This is a genomic window from Sphingomonas sp. SP3, assembly GCF_058514305.1.
The window spans coordinates 1876137-1899054 of sequence record NZ_JBZSOE010000001.1 but is presented as its reverse complement, the minus strand read 5'-3'; the positions used below and the strand labels follow the sequence as shown (position 1 = coordinate 1899054).

The following is a 22918-nucleotide window of genomic DNA, read 5'->3' as shown; positions in this document are numbered from 1 at the left end:
ACGGCACCCGCTCGGCCCGTCAATCGCGGCGCGGCAGCCTCAGAAGACAAACCTCACGTCGATATTGGCGGTGTGCGAAGTGACCGATTTGCCGAACTCGCCGCGATAGTTGGCGTCGATCTTCATCCGCTCGTTACCGACCACCTCAAGATTGGCACCGGCAAGGAATGAGCTCTTGTCGAAGCGCGTCGACATCAGCGCCGGATCGGTCGTTTGATCGCTGCCGATGAGCCGGAACGGATGAGTGATCGAGCCCCGGTCATGGAACACGCCGCCACCGGTCAGGGAGAACCGTGCGGTTGGCGTGATGTTCATGCCGAAGGTCAGATGCGGCGACACGGTTTCGATGCGGTTGGTGTCGCTTGGCGCCGTTACGCCGAGGCCAGCGAGGCCGTCTTCGGTGAAGCCGTGTTGCTTCAGCCAAATGATCGATCCGTCGACCTCGGGGCGGACAAAGAGTTTGCCGAGGTCGAAGCTGTAGCCGACGTTGCCAGCCAGCTGCTCGTAGCTCGTTTTGTAGTTGGAGCGGCCGACGCCGGCGACAAAGATGTTCTGGTTGCGCTTCGCATCGTTCTTCTGACGACCGGCGCTGGCGGTGATCGAAATCGAGCCCGCGTCGCCCGGCCCGAATAGCTTGCGCAGGCCGATGCCGCCATGGAGCCCGTTCCCGTCGGACTTAGCCTGGCCGCTGTTGAAACGAAGATCGGCCAGCGCGTCGTAGCCAATAGCGGCTGCAAGGCCGAAACCGCTGCCGAGCGGCTGCTCGAGCCCGCCGCGCAATTGTGCCCCGCCGTTCTGCTTGAACGACAGGTCGCCGCGGTCGCCGTTGCGCTTGATGCTGTGCGTGCCGATCTGTCCCCACATGCAGGTGCGGTCGGCGGTCGTGGACACGCGATGGCAACCAAACAACTGCTGGCCGAATTCACGCGCGGCGACGAATTGGGTGACCGACGGAGCAAGCAGCGCTTCGGGGTCGAGCTCGTCGAAGATTTCGGCGTAAATCCCTTCTTCGCCTGCGGTCAGGTTGCCCAGCAAGGCCATCAGACGGCCAATGCCCGAGGCGCCACCCGCAAGCAGCGCGCGGTCCATGTAATGGCCGAGGGATTGCTCGTTGGGGTTGAGGAACGCTTGGCCGAAATCGCTGTCGAACGCGAGCTGGATGCCCTCGTCCCCGGCAAGCACATGATAGTCGAGCGCGATCGTGTCCGGGATTACTAGCCCGTTGTCGACGCCGACACCGCCCGTCGCAAAGAGCGGTATCGGATCTGCATTTTCGAGCCAGATGAGCGTGATGTCGGCAGTGCCGGCCACCGTCGCATCGCCCGTGACGGTGACAAGGTCGGACTCATAAGGCCCGAACGCAATGTCGAACCAGTCGTGGCCGGTGTCTGTCTGGACGAACGAGCCATTGATCGTGAGGTGGCTGATCACGCCGGTGCCGAAATTGAGGCTCATGGCCGCCTCTGCAGCTTGGGCAGCCTGCGCGCTCGCGCTGGCGCTGCCGCCGCCCGAACCCCAGGTTTCGCCGGCCGCCAGGTCGATCGGGAAACGCGGCGCCGACAGGCCGAGGTGCATATCGCCCTCGTTGGTAAACACGCCATCCGGCCCAAGATCGATGGTGTCGATCGATGTGAAGAGTGCACCCGGCCCGTTGACGAGGCTGTTGTTGCCGCCACCGAGGTACACGTTTCCGATGATTGCACCGTTGTTGACGATATGATCGTTTCCATCGCCGGCTTCGATGGCGGTGCCGGACACAGCCGAAATCGTCCCGGTGGTGGTGATCGTGTTGTCGACGCCGCCGACAATCTTCACGCCGACGCCGGATCCGCTGCCGCCGCGAATATCGCCATCGCTGTTGATGGTGATGTTGCCACCGCCACCCGGGCCGTTGCTTTCCGCATAGACCGCGATCGAATTGGCGCCGGGTGCCAGGACCGAACCCGTGATGTCGAGCGTGATCGGCCCGCCGGTGCCGGTCGCAGTGATCGCAAGAGGTGCGAATGCCGCGGTCTTCGCCGCAGCTGCCGCCGCTGCAAAGCCAGAGATGGACGAGCCGTCAAAGCTTCCGCCGCCGCCGAGGCTTTGCGCCACGATGCCAAACGAATTGGCGCCGGATACGAGGATGTCGCCCGTCTGCGAGTAATCTATGGAGCCGGCATCGCCGCCGCCGATCGTCTGCATCAGGATGCCATAAGCGCCCGTACCCTGAGTCGAGACGGAGCCCGTCAGGTCGAACGCAATCGAGCCGGCGTCGCCAGCTCCACCGGCATTGCCGAATGTACCGTCAGCGAAGCCGCCGCCGCCGCCCAGGCTCTGCGCAATGATCCCGATGGCGCCGGCGCCGTAGGTCGTGACGTCGCCCTTCTGGGTGTAATCGATGTCGCCGCCGTTTCCGCCGCCGACGCTCTGCAGCAGCACGCCATAAGCGTCCTCGCCCTTGGTCTGGACCGAGCCATTTAGCTTGAGCGCGATCGAGCCGGCGTCACCCGTACCGCCGTCATTGCCGAAGGTATCAGCCGCGTACCCGCCGCCGCCCGCAAGACTCTGCGCGATGATTCCAACGGCTCCGTCACCCTGCGTCACGACGTCGCCGGACTGGTGATAATCGAGGGCCCCGGAATCGCCGCCGCCGATCGACTGGATCAGCGCGCCATAAGCATCCGTGCCCGCGGTGAAGATCGACCCATCCATGTGGAACGACAACGGTCCGGCAGTTCCGGTCCCCGCATCGGCCGCAAAGATTCCGGCGAAGGGATTGCCCCCAGCGCCGCCGAAGCTTTGCATGAGCAGGCCGATCGCTCCGTCGCCCCAGGTGATGATGTCGCCCGATTGATTGTAATCGATGATGCCGCCGCTGCCGTCTCCGACCGATTGCATGAAGACCGCGATCGAGCGATCGCCGGCGGTGTAAATGGTCCCGTCGATGTCCAGCGAAACCGAGCCCGCGGCGCCAGCGCCGCCTGCAGTGCCGGCGAATGTGCCGTCGACGAAGCCGCCGCCGCCGCCAATGCTCTGCGCGATGATGCCGAGGGCGCCGTCGCCAAGCGTGACGATGTCACCTTCCTGTCGATAATCGACGTTGCCGGCGTCACCGCTGTTATCGTCGCTGAGCGTGACGACCGGCGAGGTGAAGTCACCGAATACCGCGCCGCCGCCGCCGCCAATCGACTGAAGGAGCACGCCGTGCGAGCCCTGGCCCTCGGTGTAGACGCTGCCGCCATTGAGGACACTGACGTTCTCGCCCGACCCGGTCGCTCCGGAGTTGCCGCCAAGAGTGATGTTCGGGGAGTCGACGCCCTGGAACAACACCTGGCCGCCGCCTGCGCCGATGGATTGAACGACTAGGCCCGGGCTGTGGCTGCCTCCGGTCATGAAGCCGCCGGTGAAGCTCGTGCCGATCGTGCCGCCATCGTTTCCGGTGCCGCCGTTCGCGCCCAGGGTTGCGCTTGTCGGGGTTGGAGGAACGGATAGCGGGCTCACTGTCGAGGACAGCAGGCCAGCTTTGCTCGTGATTGCCGGCATCGCCGCCGCCGTTGAGGCCGCAGTGGTCGCGGCCGATCCGACAAAGATCTGCGCAGAACCGCCGCCGCCGCCAATGGATTGGATGATTGCGCCGGGCGAGAAATTGCCCGCCGTCCCAACGAAGCCGCTTTGGTTATGGATGATGTTGCCGCCGGCCGAATTGCCGGTATCGGTCCCGCCGAGAATCGCGTTGACCCCGCCGAACTCGGTCGGATCTTCGGTCGTTGCGTCGACGATCAGGACACCGCCGCCGCCGCCGATGGTCTGCAAGCGAATGCCGGTCGTGTCGGTGCCGTCGGTCAGAATCTGCCCGTCGTGTTCGCTCTCCAGATCACCGCCATTGTTGTTGTCGCCGTCGATTCCGCCGAGCGTTCCCGAGAACGCCAGCGGAAGTTGCGGATCGGTGTAGTCGGGATCATCGAGGGTCACGACGTCGCTGTGCAGCACGATCGTGCCGCCACCGCCGCCGATGGCCTGGAAGCTGATGCCGGCACCATGGTCGCCGCCCGCGCCGATGGTACCGCTGGAGTTCACGGTCACCTTGCCGCTATTCATGTCCGTTGAGCCGTCAGCGCCGGCGCGTGCGATCACCAACGGATCGGGCGGCGCCGCCGGGTCGGTGCTGCCGCCATAAGCGAAGCCCGGAAGCGTGGTGATGCCGTTGAACGACAGGTTGATCGTCCCGCCGCCGCCGTTAATGCTTTCGGCGACGATTGCCTGCGAACCCGCGCCGAGCACGGTAATGTCGCCGGTGTGGTTCACAGTGACGTTGCCGCCGGTACCGCCACTGCCGCCGCCGGTCGCTCCGACGATCGCCGACAAGGCGTTGCCGATAACCAACGTGTAGGGCTCGCCGGTAAGGCCGAAGCCCATCGACGAATTGCCGCCGCCGCCACCGATCGACTGCGCCAGGATACCGTCAGCATTCGCGCCGGTAGTCAGGATTTGGCCGCTGTTGGTGACGGTGACATTGCCGCCGTCTCCGCCGTCGCCGCCGACACCGCCGATCGCGATCAGCGGAGCATTGGTCGGAGCGCTAATGTTGAGGTTGGCGGCGAGCACGAGGCCGCCATTGCCGCCGCCGCCGCCGATCGACTGCGCGAAGATGCCGTGGGCGCCCTCGCCCGCCGTCTGGATGAGACCGCTATTGTCGACGGTGACAGTGCCGCCGGTATTTCCGTCGCCGCCGATAGCGCCGAAATTGAAGCCGAACGTGCCGTTGTCCTTGCTTCCCGTGACGACAGTCAGTGAAAGGATCGACGAGCTGTTGCCGCCGCCGCCGCCGAGCGATTGCGCGAAGATGCCGTAGGCGCCCGCGCCTTCGGTAACGATCGTGCCGCTGTTGAGCGCTGTGGTCGGGCGGTTGGTGACGGTGACATCGCCGCCGGTACCGCCGCTGCCGCCATTGCCGCCGATGTTGAACACGGCGCGAAGGGAATTGGACTGGCCACCCCCGGCGCCAATCGCGAGATCCATGATCACGCCGGCGTCGCCGCCGCCGCCGCCGATAGAGTTGGCGCTGATGCCAGCCGAATCGATGCCGGTCGTGTAGATCAGGCCTTCGTTCAGGACGTCGACGTCACCGGCGGTGTTGCCGGTGCCGCCCGCGCCGCCGACGTTGATGTCGAGCGAGCTGTCCGTGCCGTTGCCCTGGATGTGAGCACCGACGACTGCGCCGCCGACACCGCCACCGCCGCCGATGGCCTGAGCGCGAATGCCGTAGGAACGGTCGCCGCTGGTGGCGATCGTACCGGTATTAGTGACGTCCACATCGCCGGAGACGGCGCCGCCGCCGCCCTTGCCGCCGACCGCAACAGTGACGGTCGTCGAGGCTTTGTCGCTGCTTGAGCCGCGCAGCTCGAGGTCGAGCGTCATCGCCTGGCCGCCGGCACCGCCGCCGCCGCCGAGGGACTGGGCGAGGATGCCGTCCGCTTCTGTGCCCTTGGTCAGGATCAGTGCATCGTTGGTGACCGTGACGAGGTCCGAGATCGCTCCAGTGCCGCCGGCCCCGCCGATCGCCATGGCGAGCGAGCCAGCGTCCTGGAAGATGATGTTGGTGACGCCGCCGCCCATGCCGCCTTCGCCGCCGATCGACTGGGCGACGATGCCCTTCGAGCGGTCGCCTTCCGTGCTGATGTCGGCGTGGTTGTAGACGCTGACCGTGCCCGACTTGCCGCCGGCGCCGCCTTCAAGGCCGAGCGCGAACGAACCGCCGAAGCTCTTGGCGTCGCTGCCCGTGCCGCTGCGTCCCGACCCGGAAATTGCGATGGAGCCGCTGGTGCCGCCGGCACCGCCGGTCGACTGGGCCAGGATGCCAAGCGAATCCATGCCCTTCGTGACGATCGTGCCGTCCGTGGTGACCTCGACGTTGCCGCCAAGACCGCCCGCGCCGCCTTCGCGGCCGATACCGATCTGAAGCTTGTTCTTGGCCAGCAGGGCCGGCGCCATGTTGAGCGCCGCGTTGCCACCGCCACCAGCGAGCGACTGCGCCGTGATGCCGTTCGATCCGTCGCCGTGGGTTTCGATGAAGCCGTCGTGGTCGACGGTGACGTTGCCCGCGGTGCCGCCATCTCCGCTGCCGCCGCCGACCGCGACCGTCAGCGCAGTCGCGTTGCGCACAAGGCCGAGGCCGACGTTGAAGTTGGCGTTGCCGCCGCCGCCCGCGAGCGATTGCGCAAGGATGCCCGCGCTGGCGTCGCCATCGGTCAGGATGTCTCCGTTGTGGCGAACGTCGACGATGCCGCCGTCGCCCGCCGCCGAGCCGTCACCGCCGATTGCGAAAATCCCCGCGACATTGTCGCTTTCTTCGCCCTGCAGCGTCGCTGCGAAGACGAAGTTCATGCCGGCATCTCCGCCACCACCGCCGATCGACTGCGCCTCGAGGCCAGTCGATCCGTCGCCGAACGTGGTGATGAGGCCAGGAGTCTCGGTTTCAACCCCGGCGACGTCGGTGTAGCCGCGAACAACCGTCACGTCGCCGGCGTCGCCGCCGACACCGCCAGTGCCGCCGACTCCGATGGCGATCGGGCTGCCCTTGGGAGCAATCGCGCCGGTGACGTTCATGCCGCCCGCGCCACCGCCGCCGCCGATCGACTGAGCGACCACGCCGGGCGCGTTCCTGGCGAACTCGACACCAGAGTAGGTGACGGCGTTGGTGTCCGGATCGACGCTGATGACCGTGTTGACAAAGACATTGCCATTGCTGGTGAGGCTGACATCGCCGGCGTCCGCGCCGGTGCCGCCCTTGCCGCCAAGCCCGCCGGCAATCGCCAAGCCATCAGTCTTCGCGGGACCGGTGCCAGTATTGACCGAAGCCGCAACGCTGAGGCCGCCCAAGCCGCCGCCACCGCCGACCGACTGGACGAGGATGCCGTGCGCTTCCGCACCGTCGACCATGACCTGGCCGTGCTGCGTGATGGTGACGTCGTCGGCCGTGTTGCCGGCGCCGCCAAACCCTCCGACGCCAAAGACGACAGAAGGCTCGGTGCCGGTCTTGGTCGCCTCAATGCCGCCCGAGACGTTGATGCCGCCGGCGCCGCCGCCGCCGCCAACCGACTGCGCGAGTAAGCCGGTCGACCGATTGCCCGACGCGAACAGATCTGCATCGACCGTGCCCGTAACACTGCGCCCAAGGCCGCCGTCGCCGCCGAACCCGCCAACGCCCATGACCAGCTGGCCCGAGGTCGAAATGCCGCCCGAGACATTAATCCCGCCCTGGCCGCCGCCGCCGCCGATCGACTGGATCGCGACCGCGACCTTGTCGTCGCCAATGCCCTGGACCTGGACCCGATCGGTCGAGCCAACCGGCGCGCCGATGTCGGCGATCACAACGCCCGCATCGCCGCCGTCGCCGCCAAACCCGCCAACGCCAAGCGCAGCGACGCGCGACTTGTTGTCGCTCGATCCGGTGATCGAAATCTGGCCGCTGACGTTCATCCCGCCTGCGCCGCCACCGCCGCCGATCGACTGGATGATGACGCCGTTTGAGCCGCCGTCGCGTGTCCGGTAGGCCGGGTTGGTGAAGGAGATGTCCGGAAACAGGTCCGGGAAGGGGGTTACGGTTTCCTCGGGCGTGCGGATGTCGGACGTCAGCCCCGAAGCAAGCACGTTACCGGTGATGGTCGCGGTGACGTTCTGGCCGATGCCGCCGCCGCCGCCGAAACCGCCAAGCCCGAAGCCGAGGCTGGCCGCGTCGCCGGCCGTCGTGAAGGAAATGCCGGCTGTGACGTCGATCCCCCCGTGGCCACCGCCACCGCCGAGGCTTTGCACGACAATGCCGTCCGATTCCGCGCCGCTTGTGAAGGTGTCGCCGGTGCGTGTGAAGATGACTTCACCGGCATCGCCACCGTCGCCGCCGAAGCCGCCGATGCCGACTGTCCCGGTGCCCGCGGTGCCTGTGCCGATCGCGAGCGCGCCGGAAATGTTCAGTCCGCCGTTGCCGCCGCCGCCGCCAAGCGACTGGGCGATGACGCCCGCGGACTGCTTGCCCTGGGTGATGTAAGTTCCGGTGATATCGCCGGTGACCTTTTCGGCCTTGCCGGCGCCGCCGCCGAAGCCGCCAACGCCGACCGAGACCGCTACCGACGTATCGTCGCTGGGCGTGAAGGAGACGTTGCCGGTTACGTTGAACGCGCCGTTACCGCCCGCTCCGCCGACGCTTTGCAGCATCGCGCCGTAGCTGTTGTCGCCGAATGTCGTGACGTCGCCATCGATGGTCCCGTCGACTTCGTCTGCATCGCCGCCGCCGCCGCCGAAACCGCCAAGACCGAAGCCGAGCGAACCGGTGGTGCTGCGGCTGGCCGAAATGCCGCCGGTCACGTTGAAGCCGCCAGAGCCGCCGCCGCCGCCGGCCGACTGCATCAGCGCGCCGTACGCATCGTCGCCGACGGTCGTGATATTGCCGGTGATCGAGCCGGTAACCTTTCCGGCGTCGCCGCCATCGCCGCCGAAGCCGCCGATGCCAACGCCGAGCGTGCCCGCGCCGGTATCGCCCATGGAAATCGAAATGCCGCCCGTGACGTTGAAGCCACCCGCGCCGCCGCCCCCACCAAGGCTTTGCATCGCAGCGCCGAACGAGCCGTCGCCGCGCGTAATGATATCGCCGGTCAGCGTGCCGTCGACGTCTGAAGCATAGCCGCCGTCGCCGCCGAAGCCGCCAACGCCGACCATGATGTTGCCGGCGAGCTTCTTCGACAGGGCAATTCCGCCGGTGACGTTGAAGCCGCCAGCACCGCCACCGCCGCCCACCGACTGCAGCAGGAGCGCACCTGATTCATTGCCGGTGGTGTCGATGTCGCCGTTGACGTGTGCGGTAACGCCGAGCGCGTAACCGCCATCGCCGCCGCCGCCGCCAACGCCAACGCCTAGATTCCCCGCGCCTTCGCTGGCCGCAGACAGCAGGCCGGTGATGTTGAAGCCTCCAGCACCGCCGCCGCCACCCAGCGACTGGGCAACGATACCGCGAGAATTGTCGCCGCGAGTGATCGCCGAATAGAGCGTGTCCGCGCTGTCGTCGGTGCGCTGCTGGACATCGAGCGTAACCTCACCCGAATATCCGCCGTTTCCGCCGCTGCCGCCGACGCCGACGCCGACCGTTCCGGCGCCCTTGCCGGCAAGGCTGACCCCGGCCGTAACGTTAAAGCCCCCAACGCCACCGCCGCCGCCGATCGATTGGGCGAGGATGCCATCGCTGTCGTCGCCTCCGGTATAGGTCACGCCGGTAATATCGGCGATCACGTCGAAGGCATTGCCGCCGCCGCCACCCGAACCGCCTACGCCGACCGCAACGCCGCCAGAGCCGGTGCCGGCGCCATTGATCGAACCGGTGACGTTGAAGCCACCCGCGCCGCCGCCGCCTCCGAGCGACTGCGCGACCACGCCGCGCGATTCGTCACCCAAGGTGTAGGCCGCAACGAGCAGATCCGTCGGCGCCGTTACGGCCCGATTGATTTCGACCGTGACATCGTCGGCATCGCCACCGAGCCCGCCCGATCCGCCAACGCCGACATTGACCGTCCCAGCACCCTTGCCCGCAAGCGCGATCCCCGCCGTCACGTTGAAGCCGCCGGCGCCGCCGCCGCCGCCCACTGACTGGGCGAGCACGCCGTCGCTGTTGTTGCCCTGCGTGTAAGTCGCGCCGCTGACGCCGACATTGACCACGCCGGCCTGCCCGCCGCCGCCGCCCGAGCCGCCAACCCCGACGTTTACGCCGCCAGCGCCGGTTCCGGCGCCTTGGATCGAGCCCGTGACGTTGAAGCCGCCGGCGCCGCCGCCGCCGCCCAGCGACTGGGCGACGATGCCGCGCGAATTGTCCCCACTGGTGGTCGCCGCGACCAGCAGCGCGTTGGTCGCCGTATAGCCATCATTGATGTCGAGGGTGACGTTCTCGGACCTGCCGCCAAGGCCGCCCGACCCGCCGACACCGACGTTGACCGAACCGGCACCCGTGCCCCCGATGTCGATCCCGGCAGTGACGTTGAAGCCGCCTGCGCCCCCGCCGCCACCGATCGATTGGGCAAGCACGCCATCGCTGTTGTCGCCCTCGGTGGAGGTCGCGCCCCTGATCGTCAGAGTCACCGCTTCCGACTGTCCGCCGTTTCCGCCGGAGCCACCGACGCCAACATTGACTCCGCCTGCGCCAGTGCCGGCGCCGTTGATCGCGCCAGTAACGTTGAATCCGCCCGAGCCGCCGCCGCCGCCCAGCGATTGCGCGACGATGCCCCGCGAATTGTCGCCGAGCGTCGACGAGGCGATCAAAAACTCATCCATCGCCGTGCGGGTGTTGACGTCCGCAATAACCACGCCCGAAACGCCACCACTGCCGCCCGAACCGCCGACGCCGACATTGAGGCTTCCAGCGCCAGTTCCGGCGACCGAAATCCCTGCGCCGACGTTGAAGCCGCCCGCGCCGCCGCCGCCCCCGACCGACTGGATCAGGATGCCGTCGCTATCGTCGCCCTCGGTATAGGTCGACCCGGTGACATTGACGGTCACCGCCTTGCCAACGCCGCCACCGCCGCCGGATCCGCCAATCCCGACATTGGCGCCGCCAGCGCCCGTCCCGGCCGCGTTGATTCCCGCGGCGACGTTGAAGCCGCCCGAGCCACCACCGCCGCCCAGGGACTGAGCAACGATTCCGCGCGATTCATCACCCATCGTCGATGCAGCGACCAGGTCACCGGTCGGGCTCGTCACGCCGCGATTGAGGTCGAGCGTGACGGCCTCGCCGTCTCCGCCGGTGCCGCCGGAACCGCCGACGCCGACATTGACCGTGCCCGCGCCCGTCCCGCCAACTGCAATTCCAGCCGAGACGTTGAAACCGCCCGCGCCGCCGCCGCCGCCGATCGACTGGGCGAGCACCGCGTCGCTGCTCTTGCCTTGCGTGTAGGTTGCGCCGGTGATGCCGACATCGACGATGCCCGCCTGCCCGCCACCGCCGCCAGAGCCGCCGATGCCAACGTTGACCGCCCCGCCGCCGGTGCCGGCCGCGGAAATGGAACCGGTGACGTTGAAGCCGCCAGAACCGCCGCCGCCGCCCAGCGACTGGGCAACAACGCCGCGCGAATTGTCGCCCGTGGTGGTCGCCGCAGTCAGCAGCGTGTTGGTTGCCGAATAGCCATCATTGATGTCGAGAGTGACGTCCTCGCCGCGGCCGCCGAGGCCGCCTGAACCGCCGACGCCAACATTGACCGAGCCGGCGCCCGCGCCCGCAAGATCAATCCCCGCCGTCACGTTGAAGCCGCCGGCACCGCCGCCGCCGCCGATCGATTGGGCAAGGACCGCGTCGCTGTCGCTACCTTCGGTGGAGGTCATGCCCCTGACCTTCAGGGTCACCGTTTCCGATTGTCCGCCGCCGCCGCCCGAACCGCCGATGCCGACATTGACGCCGCCAGCGCCCGTCCCGGCCGCGTTGATCGAACCGGTGACGTTGAATCCGCCTGAGCCGCCACCGCCGCCGAGGGACTGCGCGACGATGCCGCGCGACCCATCACCAAGCGTGCTGGCCGCAACCAGCGTTTCGTCCATCGCGGTACGCTTGTTGACGTCCGCGATGACGATGCCGGAGATACCGCCGCTGCCGCCAGAACCGCCGATGCCGACGTTGACGCTGCCCGCGCCCGTGCCGCCAGCGGAGATTCCCGCGCCAACGTTGAAGCCGCCCGCACCACCGCCGCCGCCGACGGATTGGATGAGGATGCCGTCGCTATCGTTGCCTTCAGTGTAGGTTGAACCGGTGATGTCGACCGTCACCGATTTGCCGGCGCCGCCACTTCCGCCCGAACCGCCGATGCCGACATTGGCGCCGCCCGCGCCCGTGCCGGCCGCGTTGATCGCGGCGGTGACGTTGAAGCCGCCCGAACCGCCGCCGCCGCCCAGCGACTGCGCAACAATGCCGCGGGAATCATCGCCCTTGGTGGAGGCGGCGACCAGCGCCGCGGTCGGCGTCGTCACTGCCTTGTTGATATCGAGAGTCACGGCTTCGCCCGAGCCGCCTGAGCCGCCCGATCCACCGATGCCGACATTGACCGTGCCGGCGCCTGCGCCCGCCAGGGCGAGGCCGCCGGAGACGTTGAAGCCGCCCGCGCCACCGCCGCCGCCGATCGACTGGGCAAGAATGGCATCACTGCCCTTGCCCTCGGTCAGCGTCGCGCCGGTGATTCCGACGTCGACGATGCCGGCCGCGCCGCCGCCGCCGCCCGACCCGCCGATACCAACATTGACACCGCCAGCGCCCGTTCCGCCCGCGGTAATCGACGCGGTGACGTTGAAGCCGCCCGCGCCGCCGCCGCCGCCCAGCGATTGAGCGACAATGCCCCGCGAATCGTCGCCCAAGGTCGACGCTGCAACCAGCTGGTCGTTGGTTGCGGAATAGCCGTCATTGACGTCGACCGTGACCTGGTCGGCCGCGCCGCCGAGGCCGCCCGAACCGCCAATCCCGACACCGACCGAGGCCGCGCCGACTCCGCCGACATTGAGGCCGCCGGTGACGTTGAAGCCGCCCGCGCCGCCACCGCCGCCGATCGACTGAGCGAGAATTCCATCGCTTCCGTCGCCTTCGGTCGCGGTGTAGCCCTTCACATTGACGGTGACCGTGCTGGCCTTCCCGCCCGTACCTCCGGAGCCGCCAATGCCGACATTGACGCCGCCAGCGCCAGCGCTCGCGAGGGCAATGTTCCCAGTAACGTTGAATCCGCCGGAGCCGCCGCCGCCCGCAAGCGACTGAGCGACAATGCCGCGCGAGCGATCGCCCTTGGTCGTTGCCGCAACGGTATCCTCGTCGAGGCCAAGGATGTTCTTGTTGACGTTGACCGTAACGGCGCCGGAAATGCCGCCGGTCCCGCCAGCACCGCCGATGCCGACGCCGATATTGCCAGCGCCCGCGCCGGAGAGAGAGATCCCACCCGAGACGTTGAACGCGCCCGCGCCGCCGCCGCCGCCGACGGACTGAGCGAGGATCGCATCGCTGTCGTCGCCTTCGGTGTGTGCGCTACCGATGACGTCCAGGTCGACTGCATCGGCGGTTCCGCCGCCACCGCCCGCGCCGCCGATACCGACGTTGATCCCGACCGCGCCGGTTCCGGCTGCAGTCAGCGATCCACTGATGTTGAAGCCGCCCGAGCCGCCGCCGCCGCCGACGCTCTGGGCGATGATTGCGGCGGATTCGTTGCCGTAGGTCCTGGCGATGCCAGTGAGCTCAGAATCAACCCACAGCGCGGATCCGCCGGTGCCGCCTGAACCGCCGAGACCGACGCCGATATTGCCTGCAGCGGTGCCGCCGAAGCTCAAGCCGCCGGTGACGTTGAAGCCGCCTGCGCCCCCGCCGCCGCCGACCGATTGCGCGATGAAGCCAGCCGACTGGTCGCCGTGCGTCGTAACCGATTCAGCGCTGGCGTCGACCCAATTGGCCCCGCCGCCGCTTCCGCCCGAGCCGCCAAGGCCAACACCGATCGAACCGCTGGCAACCCCGCCGACAGTCAGATTTCCGCTGATGTTGAACGCGCCTGCGCCGCCACCGCCGCCGGCGGATTGGACGAGAATGCCGCGCGACTGGTCGCCCCATGTTTCGACGCTGTCGTAGACATCGCCAGTGACCGTATTGCCCGCACCGCCCGTGCCGCCGGAGCCGCCAAGGCCGACGGAAACGCCGAGCCCGGCGCTACCGCCGAACGCGAGGTTGCCACTAACGTTGAATCCGCCCGATCCGCCGCCGCCGCCGACCGACTGGATCACGACGCCGTCAGACTGATCGCCATAGGTGAGGACGGTGCCGTCGGCCGTGCCGGTGACCACACCACCACCGCCCGCGCCGCCACCTGCGCCGCCGAGGCCGACTGCGACGCCGCCTGCAAATCCGCCCGACGCCTGGATGTTGCCGCTGACGTTATAGCCGCCCGACCCGCCGCCGCCGCCAACCGACTGAACCAGCATGCCGGTTGAGCGGTCGCCGCCGGTTTGGATGTTGCCGCCGACTTCACCGGTTACTTGCCCACCGGCGCCGCCAAGGCCGCCTTTGCCGCCAAGGCCGACCGCGCCGCCGATGCTGGCCCCGCCCGACAGGCCGAGAGTGCCGGAAATGTTGAAGCCCCCGGTGCCACCGCCGCCGCCAATTGACTGGGCAATGAAGCCAGCGGCATCGGTCCCTAGGCGATCGTCGCCACCGGTGAGGATGTTGCCATCAAAGGTGGCATCGACGGTGCCGCCCATGCCGCCGTTGCCGCCGTCGCCGCCGATTCCGACCGCAGCTGTGACGGCCACGCTATCGCTGGCCGCTGCCGCGACACTGACGCTCATGCCACCCTTGCCGCCGCCGCCGCCAACCGACTGCGCGATGAAGCCGGTCGAGTAGGATCCCTGAGTCTCGATGCTGCCACCGGAATCGACGTTGACGGTACCGCCAATTCCCCCGCTTCCGCCCGATCCGCCGAGGCTCATCGAGAAGGAACCGCTGAAACCGAGGCCGCCCGATGCAGATGCCGCGACCGAGGCTCCGCCCGCGCCGCCACCGCCTCCAACGCTCTGTGCAAATAACCCTTCGGAGAAGTCACCGGTAGTCAGGATCGAGACATCGCCGTTGACCGTGACGGTGCCGCCCTGGCTCCCGGCGCCGCCGCTGCCGCCAAGCGCGATGCTGGCCGATCCGAAGGCGCCTGCAGAGGCCTGAACCGCAAAGCCGCCGGTGCCCCCGCCGCCGCCAACCGACTGCGCGAAAATGCCGCGCGACCGGTCGCCGGTGGTGATGATCTGCGGCAATACCGAATTCACGCTCGTGAAATTGACCGTGACGTCGCCGCCTTTGCCGCCTGAACTTCCGCTGCCGCCGAGCGAGACGCCCGCGAATAGGCTGACCGACGTCGACGACCCGCCATTGCCGCCGCCGCCACCAACCGACTGCGCGAACAAGCCGTGAGAATCGTCGCCGGTAGTCTGCATGCCACCCGAAATATTCGCGGTGACCGTGCCGCCATTATTGCCAGCGCCACCACTGCCGCCAATCGTCAGGAACGCGCCGCCGGAGGATCCGCCGTCGCCGCCGCCGCCGCCGATTGATTCAGCCTGGATGGCTGACGACATATTGCCGGCGGTCGAAACGGTACCGCCATTGGTGACGGTAACGCTGCCGCCGATACCGCCGCCCGAGCCCGAACCACCGATCGCCGCGAGGCCGCCGGCGTCACCGCCGCTGCCCCCACCGCCGCCAATCGACTGGGCGTAAATGCCTTGGCTGAAGGCGCCCGTTGTCCGGATGATACCAGTGTTGCCGATGATGACGTTGCCGCCGTTGCCGCCAGTGCTCGACGATCCGCCGATCGAGACCAAGCCACCGCCATCGCCGCCGCTGCCGCCGCCGCCGCCGACCGATTGTCCGTAGATGCCTCGGGCCAGCCGGCCGCCGGTCGTGATATCGCCGGCATTGTTGACCGTAACCAGCTTGCCGATGCCCCCGGTGCTACCCTTGCCGCCGAGCGCGACGATGCCGACCGCCGAGGCTCCGGATCCGCCGCCGCCGCCGATGGATTGAGCGACAACGCCGTCAGCGCCGCTACCCGATGTCGTGATGTCGCTCGCCGCGCCGAGCGTCACAGTAACGATGCCGCCGTCGCCGCCGCTGCCGCCGCTGCCGCCTAGTGTAACGAGACCGCCCGAGGTGTTCGCGCTACCGCCGCCGCCGCCGACCGACTGTGCGACAATACCGCGCGCGTCCTGCTCATGTGTGACGATGGTCGCCGAGCTGTTCACCGTGACGCTGCCGCCGGCCTTGCCGGAGCCGCCCGAGCCGCCCATCGTGAAAACGCCGCCGGTCCCGCCCGCAGTACCGCCAGTGCCGCCGATCGACTGGGCGTAAATGCCGTAGGCGCCGATGCCCTTGGTTTCGATATAGGCGCCGGCCGCCGCGTCGACCTGCACGTTCCCGGCGTAGCCGCCGTCGCCGCCGCTGCCGCCGAACGAGGCAACGCCGCCAGTTGAGCCGGTCGAGCCACCACCCCCGCCGATCGACTGGACGAGCACGCCATGCGCCCAATTGCCTTCGGTTATCGTGGAGCTGGTCGAGCCCAGTTCGGCCCAGGCGAATCCGCCATGGCCGCCACCGCCGCCGCTCCCGGTGAACGCGACGATACCGCCGGCAGAGCCGCTATTGCCGCCAATGCCGCCAATCGACTGCGCCTGGACGCCGAACGCCCAGTCGCCCGTGGTATGGATGGACCCGTCATTTTCAGCATGCGCGTCACCGCCATTGCCGCCGTAGCCGCCACTGCCGCCGTCGCCGACGATGCCGTAGCTCGACCCGCCGGTGCCTGAGTTGCCGCCAGTGCTCTGGACTAGCAGCCCGACCGAGCCGTTCCCGCCGGTCGTGATCTGGTTCTGGTTGATGCCGGTCGCGCTGCCGCCGTCGCCGGGTACGCCAGGACCGCCGCCGCTGCACGCCACGTAGCAATTGCCGCCCGAGCCCGAGCGTCCGCCAGCGCTCTGCACCAGCATGCCGAAGCTGTTGAGCCCGTTGGTCGTGACGGAGGTTTGGTTGATCGCGGTGACAGTGCCGCCATCGCCGCCATCGCCGCCATGAGCCGGCGCGATATTGCCATAGCCGGTGCCGCCGTCCCCGCCGTCCCCGCCCTTGCTGACGACGACGATGCCCGGCTTGTTGTCTCCGCTCAGGTTAATGGCGCCCCACGACAGGGCGATTGTGTCTGTGAAGGGCGCGGCGGTTCCACCGGCGCCGCCGTCGCCCGGCGAATATTCGATGCAGCCCAAGATGCCAAAGCAGACGCCGCCGCCATCGCGGCCATCGCCGCCGTCGCCGCCGCTGCGAATGTCGATGTACGCCGTGCCAGGCGTTGTCGGCGTGGCGTAGGTAGTTCCGGACCCAGTGCCGCCGCCGGCCGGGGGCGGCCCAGTGTAATTGCTGTACGTTGCAATAGTCGAGGTGGCGTTGGTGGTCAGGTTCTTGACGGTAACCCCCGTCACCCGCCCGGAAGTCGTGGTGACGGCCGTCACCTGATACGTCGTCAGCGTCGCTGGAACGGTCGACTGGTCGGTGACCGTGTAGGTGTCGCCAACCGTCTGCGCGAGCAGGATCCAATGCCCTGCCGAGGTCACGACCGCATAATTGTCGAGGAGTTGCGAGACAGTCTCGGTCGCGCCCGTCTCCGGATAAACGATCGAGCTTCCGACCGTATACACGGGAATCGCGGCCATCGCCGGGGTGGCGATGGTTGCCGCTGCAAATGCGCCCGCGGTCGCCAGCGGTGGAAGCAGCCTTAGGAGTAGCGACAGCCCGCGATGCGTTGAACGGGAGCGAGCGGCGATCGCACAATTGGGGGACGGTGTGCAGAGCCGATTGCGAAGGCCGACAAGTGCGTTCTGAAGCTCGTCAGACTGACCGCTGAACAGCAGGATAAGGCGGTCGAGCTCGGTGGCCGCGGCGAGCCGCTGCTTCGCGGTTACGCCCGCTGGATCGAAGCGGTCGGCGAACCGATTAACGAACCTGGCAACGAGCGCCAGGCGAACAGACTCTGAGTCTCCAACCATTACACGACACCCCCGCCCCGCGTCGTGACTGGCAATACGCCGCTCAATCGAGCACAACCCGTCTGTTGGGTTTCAGCGAATTAAAACGTTGGAAGTGCCTAGCTTTCAGCCCCCCGAGCCGGCGACGCTATGCGAAAATCCCCGTTTCAAACACCCCCACGACGGGCCGACTGAGCACAGCCCCGACTCGGCTATGGTAGTCAGGGGGCGCCTATCCGTAAACTTTTGAAATATGACAATTTGCCCATTTCGGGATTAATGCGGATCATTAATGGGAAAATGGTGCTGCCGGTGAGGATTGAACTCACGACCTCAGCCTTACCAAGGATGCGCTCTACCACTGAGCTACGGCAGCACTTTTTCGGAGTGGCGCGCCTATGAAGGCGGGCCCGACGCCCGTCAACCCGGCTTGCGGGTCAAAGGCGCGGACGCCATCTGGCCGATATGACTGACAAAGACAAGGAACGCGACGAGCGCCTAGCGGCAGCGCTTCGCGAAAACCTCCGAAAGCGCAAGGCGCAGGCGCGCAAGCTAACGCGGCCGGTGAGTGGTGTCCTTCCCGACGGTGATGAATAGGGCAACCACCGGCCCATCTGTATCGGCCGTGTGCCACGCGCCTGGCGGGTTCACCGCATAATCGCCCGGACCCAGCTCGAAGGTGGCGCTTGAGCCGTTGGGCAGTTCCTGGTGAAGCGTCATTTGCCCCTGAAGGCAGCACACCACTTCATCGCCTGCGGGATGCATTTCCCAGCTCGTCCAGCTTTCCTCGAAGCGGAACAGGCTGACGAGGCGGCCCTCGTCCATGTCGTCGTCGTGGCGCTCGACGTAGGCCTCGTACCATTCGGGGCCGGTGAATTGTGGTTCGGCGATCGCCTTCGCGCCGAGCCCGAGGTGGATCGGAAAGTCGTAAAGCGACTTCCCTTTCATTGTCAGGCCTCGATCGGCGCGCACGCCGCCTGGAGCCACTCGAGATCGGCGCCTTTCAATTGCGGTCCGATCTTCGCCAGCACGTGGGCGTGATAGCAGTTGAGCCAGATCAGCTCTTCCGGTTCGAGCATCGTGACCTCGATCAACCGCCGGTCGATCGGCGCAAAGGTCAAGGTCTCGAAGCCGAGCATGTCCTTCTCCGCGCCCTCGATCTGTCGCTCGACGACGAGCACGAGGTTCTCGATCCGGATCCCGTACTCGCCCGTCTTGTAGTAACCGGGCTCGTTGGAGAGAATCATCCCGACCTGAAGCGGCTCGTCGCCGCCCGACTGCGAACTTCCGACCGGCGAAATACGCTGTGGCCCTTCGTGGACCGACAGGAAGCTGCCGACGCCGTGGCCGGTGCCGTGAGCGTAATCGAGCCCCGCTTCCCACAGCGGCCGCCGGGCAAAACTGTCGAGCTGTGACCCGCGCGTGCCCTTGGGGAAGACGGCGGTTGCAATCGCGATGTGGCCCTTAAGCACGCGGGTGAAGCGGTCACGCATCTCTTCGGTCGGCTCGCCGATCGGCACGGTTCGGGTAATGTCCGTGGTTCCGTCGACGTATTGGCCGCCTGAATCGATCAGGTAGAGCGTGCCCTTTTCGAGCTTGCGGTTGGTCTTCTCGCTCGACTTGTAATGGACGATCGCACCATTGGGTCCCGCACCGGAAATGCTGTCGAACGACAGGTCGCGAAGCTCGGGATTCTCGCGGCGCAAAGCCTCGAGATGGTCCGAGGCCTTGAGCTCGTCGACGTCGCCCTTGGGCGCTTCCTGGTCGATCCAGTGGAGGAATCGGGAAATGACCGCGCCGTCGCGCGCCTGGGCCGACCTTTGTCCTGCGATCTCCGCTGGATTCTTGATGGCCTTGGGAAGGATGGTTGGGTCGCGCATCGGCACAACCTTCGCCCCGGCTTTCTCCAGCGCTTCGAAGATTGCGGCGACGGCGCGCTCGGGATCGACCACGACCGTCTTGCCCTTGTACTCGGCCAGCGCGCCTTCGAATTCCGACCGCTCATGCAGACGAACGCCGTTGCCCAAATGCTGACGGACGTCCGGACCAATTTTCTCCGAGGCGACGAAAAGATCGGCCGTGCCGTCGGCATGAACCAAGGCATAAGCCAGCGCGACCGGCGTGTGGGTCACGTCCTGTCCGCGGATGTTGAAGGCCCAGGCAATCGAATCGAGCGCTGACAGCACCGCCGCATCGGCATGCTGCTTGGCCAGCCAATCGCCGATCTCGGTGCGCTTCTCCGCCGCCGACTTGCCGGCATGCTCGTCCGACTGAACGACGAGATGCGCCTTCGACGCCTCGGGCCGATCCTTCCAAATCTCATCGATCGGATTCTTGTCGACCGCGACCAGCTCGGCGCCACGGCTGGCGAGGGCTTCCTTGGCCTTCTTGACCCAATCGCGGGTGTGCAGCCACGGGTCGTAGCCGATCCGCGCGCCTTCCGGCGCATGTTCCTTGAGCCAGTCGGTCGTGCTCGTCTCGGGCACCGATTGGTAGCTCCATTGATCGGCGCTGACCTGCTGGCGCACCTGAAGCGTGTAGCGCCCGTCGACGAAGATCGCGGCTTGCTCCGGAAGCACCACCGCCGAGCCGGCCGATCCCTGGAAGCCCGTCAGCCAGGCAAGGCGCTGGGCGTAGCTCCCGACATATTCGCTCATATGCTCGTCGGTCAGCGGAACGACGAAGCCGTCGAGCTTGTCGGCTTTCAATTGTTCGCGAAGGGCCTTCAGGCGATCGGCGTAACTGGACATGGGCTAACTCCTTGCCTGTCAGCTAGTCCAACCGCCGCAGTTCTTAAAGGGTCCTAGCCGCGCCGAGCATCCGCAACCTCGTAAAACCGGCAGATCATCGCCCGCTCCTGTTCGCTAAGATAGGGATTCCAAGCGTCGACGATCAGCACCGCGCGGTCGCGATCGCTGCGATTCCATGCTTCATGTTCAATAGTGTCGTCGAACGCGAAGGCCTGGCCTTCGACCCAGCGCCGGGTTTCCCCGCCGACCCGAAAGTCGCAACCGTCAGGAACAACCAAGGGCAGGTGAACGACGCTGCGGACGTTGGTGACGCCCGTATGCGCAGGGATGTGGCCGCCAGCCTTCAGGATGGAGAAGAAGATGTTCGGCGCGCGGCCCTCGATCCTGCAGATCGGCAGCGATTCTACTAGCGCTGCGGTCCGCGGTGCGCGCTCACACGCTTCGTCAAAGCGTTCGCCCTCCTTCCACAAGTGAAAGGCGCCCCAGTCGAGCGATTTGTCGAGCGCGGACCATTTGCTGGCCGGAACGCCAGGCGGCAGCGAAATGTAGGGCGTAAGCTCGGCGGCCGGGTCGGCCAGGATCGCCTCCAGCTCAGCGACGATCGTAGCGGTGGCGGCTTCGAGTTCTGCGAGCCACGGGAACAGGTCCCGATCGAAATATTCGTCGGCCGGCAGGAACGGGTAGTGAAGCCCTTCGCAGTGGTTGGCGTAGATCGGTCGCTTGCCGAACCAGGCATCGGCGGCGACCTGCATGCGCCGGCGGTCGCGGGTGCTGGCCGTGGCGAGATCATCGGCCAGCGCGGCGTCGACGGCGTCGACCCGTTGCTGGTGCTGCTGCCGCACATACCGGTTCGCATGGGCGAGGATGTCGGCGAATTCCGCCGAAGGATCGCGAATGTTCGAGCCGATGGCAATTACCGCGGCCCAGCGCTCTGCCGCGGCGGATTTTTCGTCAAGCCGCTCGTGAAGCTCGGCCAATCGGATCAGGGCCAGCAGGTCAGTCTGGTCGATGGACAGCGCACCATCGAGCGCCCTTCGCTCCTGGGCGCCGTTGCCAAGCTGTCGATAGGCCGTCGCAAGGTTGATCCAGTGCGACCGCTCCTGCGGCTCACGGTTGCAGGCAATCTCGAAATGCTCCGCCGCAGTTGCCGGATCTGCCCGCGACAGGGCATCGGCACCAAGCCAATTGCGAGCCGTCGCCTCCTCGCCATCGATCGCCAGCACGGCCTCGAAATGCGTCCTCGCCTTGTCGGCGAGGCCTGCCTGAAGCGCGCGCTGCGCCTCCGCCAGCTGCTGCCGAATGTCGTCGCTCGACATGCTGCCGATTCACGCAGAGCGGCCACGGCCCGTCAAGCTTCACCCTTTTCGTGCGCGGCAGCGGCGCTAAGAGCTTGAACATGGATAGACCGCCATCGACCGCCGAGAGCGCGCCGTGACCGTCAAGACGGTTGCGATGCTCACGGCCGGGGGGCTGGCGCCATGCCTGTCCGCCGCTGTCGGAGGGCTGATCGAGCGTTACACCGAAGTCGCGCCGGACGTCCGCATCATCGCATATCTCAACGGCTACGCTGGCCTTCTCACCGGCAAGTCGGTCGAAGTGAATGACAAGGTGCGAGCCAACGCGCGCCGGCTGCATGCCTTCGGGGGAAGCCCCATTGGTAATAGCCGGGTCCGGCTCACCAACGTTGAGGATTGCGTGAAGCAAGGGCTGGTCCAGCCCGGCGAGGATCCGCTCCAGATGGCGGCCGAGCAACTCCAGCGCGACGACGTCGATGTGCTTCACACGATTGGCGGCGACGATACCAACGGGACCGCCGCCGATCTTGCGGCGTACCTCGACAGCCACGGCTACCACCTGACCGTCGTCGGCCTGCCGAAGACGATCGACAATGACGTCATTCCAATTCGGCAGACGCTCGGAGCGTGGAGCGCGGCTGAGCAAGGCGCTCTCTATGCGCGCAACATCATCGCCGAATGCTCCTCGAATCCGCGAATGCTCGTGGTCCATGAGGTAATGGGCCGGAACTGCGGATGGCTGACCGCCGCAACTGCGCTCGCCCACCACCAATGGGTTCGCGATGCTTCGTTCGCCGAGTGGCTGGAGAATTCGGCCGCGCGCTGGGACGTCCACGGAGTTTACGTGCCAGAGCGGCCATTCAACATCGCTGAGGAAGCCGACCGGCTGCGCAAAATTATGGACGATCAGGGCGGCGTGAACCTGTTCATCTCCGAGGGCGCAGGGGTTCACGAAATCGTCGCCGCCATGGAAGAGGCGGGCGAGGATGTGCCGCGCGACCCATTCGGCCATGTGCGGCTCGACAAGATCAACCCGGGCCAGTGGTTCGCCAAGCGCTTCGCCGACGAGTTGGGCGCCGAGAAGGTGCTGGTCCAGAAAAGCGGTTATTTCGCTCGCTCCGCGCCCGCGAATGAGGCCGACCTCGCGCTGATCCGGGCCTGCACCAGCTACGCGGTGGGCGCGGCGCTAAGGGGTGAATCCGGCGTGGTCGGCCAGGACGAAGAGCGGGGCGACGAGCTGCGTGCAATCGAATTCGAGCGTATCAGGGGCGGCAAGGCATTCGATACATCGCTACCGTGGTTCACGGACCTTCTGAGCGACCTTGGGCAATCCTGAGAGGG

General features: G+C 67.1%; 5 protein-coding genes and 1 tRNA gene. 1 reads left to right on the top strand and 5 read right to left on the bottom strand.

Features of this window, described 5'->3' with window-relative positions; genetic code table 11:
* Positions 1 to 39 precede the first annotated feature (39 nt).
* From AC4K8G_RS09820 to AC4K8G_RS09800, 5 genes are all read right to left on the bottom strand, one after another.
* Positions 40 to 17553 (bottom strand): hypothetical protein, encoded by a 17514-nt coding sequence (locus AC4K8G_RS09820; RefSeq protein WP_491733965.1) that lies wholly within the window; start codon positions 17551 to 17553, stop codon positions 40 to 42.
* Between the two features lie 280 nt (positions 17554 to 17833).
* A tRNA-Thr gene (locus tag AC4K8G_RS09815) sits at positions 17834 to 17908 on the bottom strand.
* Positions 17909 to 18084: 176 nt separating this feature from the next.
* Complete coding sequence (locus AC4K8G_RS09810; protein ID WP_491733964.1) at positions 18085 to 18480, bottom strand: cupin domain-containing protein; 396 nt, start codon at positions 18478 to 18480, stop codon at positions 18085 to 18087.
* Between the two features lie 2 nt (positions 18481 to 18482).
* Positions 18483 to 20282: an aminopeptidase P family protein gene (locus AC4K8G_RS09805; RefSeq protein WP_491733963.1), complete on the bottom strand. Its 1800-nt coding sequence runs from the start codon at positions 20280 to 20282 to the stop codon at positions 18483 to 18485.
* Between the two features lie 53 nt (positions 20283 to 20335).
* Positions 20336 to 21598, bottom strand: coding sequence for an aspartyl/asparaginyl beta-hydroxylase domain-containing protein (locus AC4K8G_RS09800; RefSeq protein ID WP_491733962.1), 1263 nt, complete (start codon positions 21596 to 21598; stop codon positions 20336 to 20338).
* A 115-nt stretch (positions 21599 to 21713) separates the two neighbouring features.
* Here AC4K8G_RS09800 and AC4K8G_RS09795 point away from each other — a divergent pair, with 115 nt between their 5' ends.
* Positions 21714 to 22913 (top strand): pyrophosphate--fructose-6-phosphate 1-phosphotransferase, encoded by a 1200-nt coding sequence (locus AC4K8G_RS09795; RefSeq protein WP_491733961.1) that lies wholly within the window; start codon positions 21714 to 21716, stop codon positions 22911 to 22913.
* Positions 22914 to 22918 lie beyond the last annotated feature (5 nt).

Bases quoted from the DNA above. Each gene is read 5' to 3' on its own strand.
- AC4K8G_RS09810 (WP_491733964.1), bottom strand. From the start codon at position 18,480: ATGAAAGGGAAGTCGCTTTACGACTTTCCGATCCACCTCGGGCTCGGC.
- AC4K8G_RS09820 (WP_491733965.1), bottom strand. From the start codon at position 17,553: ATGGTTGGAGACTCAGAGTCTGTTCGCCTGGCGCTCGTTGCCAGGTTC.
- AC4K8G_RS09805 (WP_491733963.1), bottom strand. From the start codon at position 20,282: ATGTCCAGTTACGCCGATCGCCTGAAGGCCCTTCGCGAACAATTGAAA.
- AC4K8G_RS09800 (WP_491733962.1), bottom strand. From the start codon at position 21,598: ATGTCGAGCGACGACATTCGGCAGCAGCTGGCGGAGGCGCAGCGCGCG.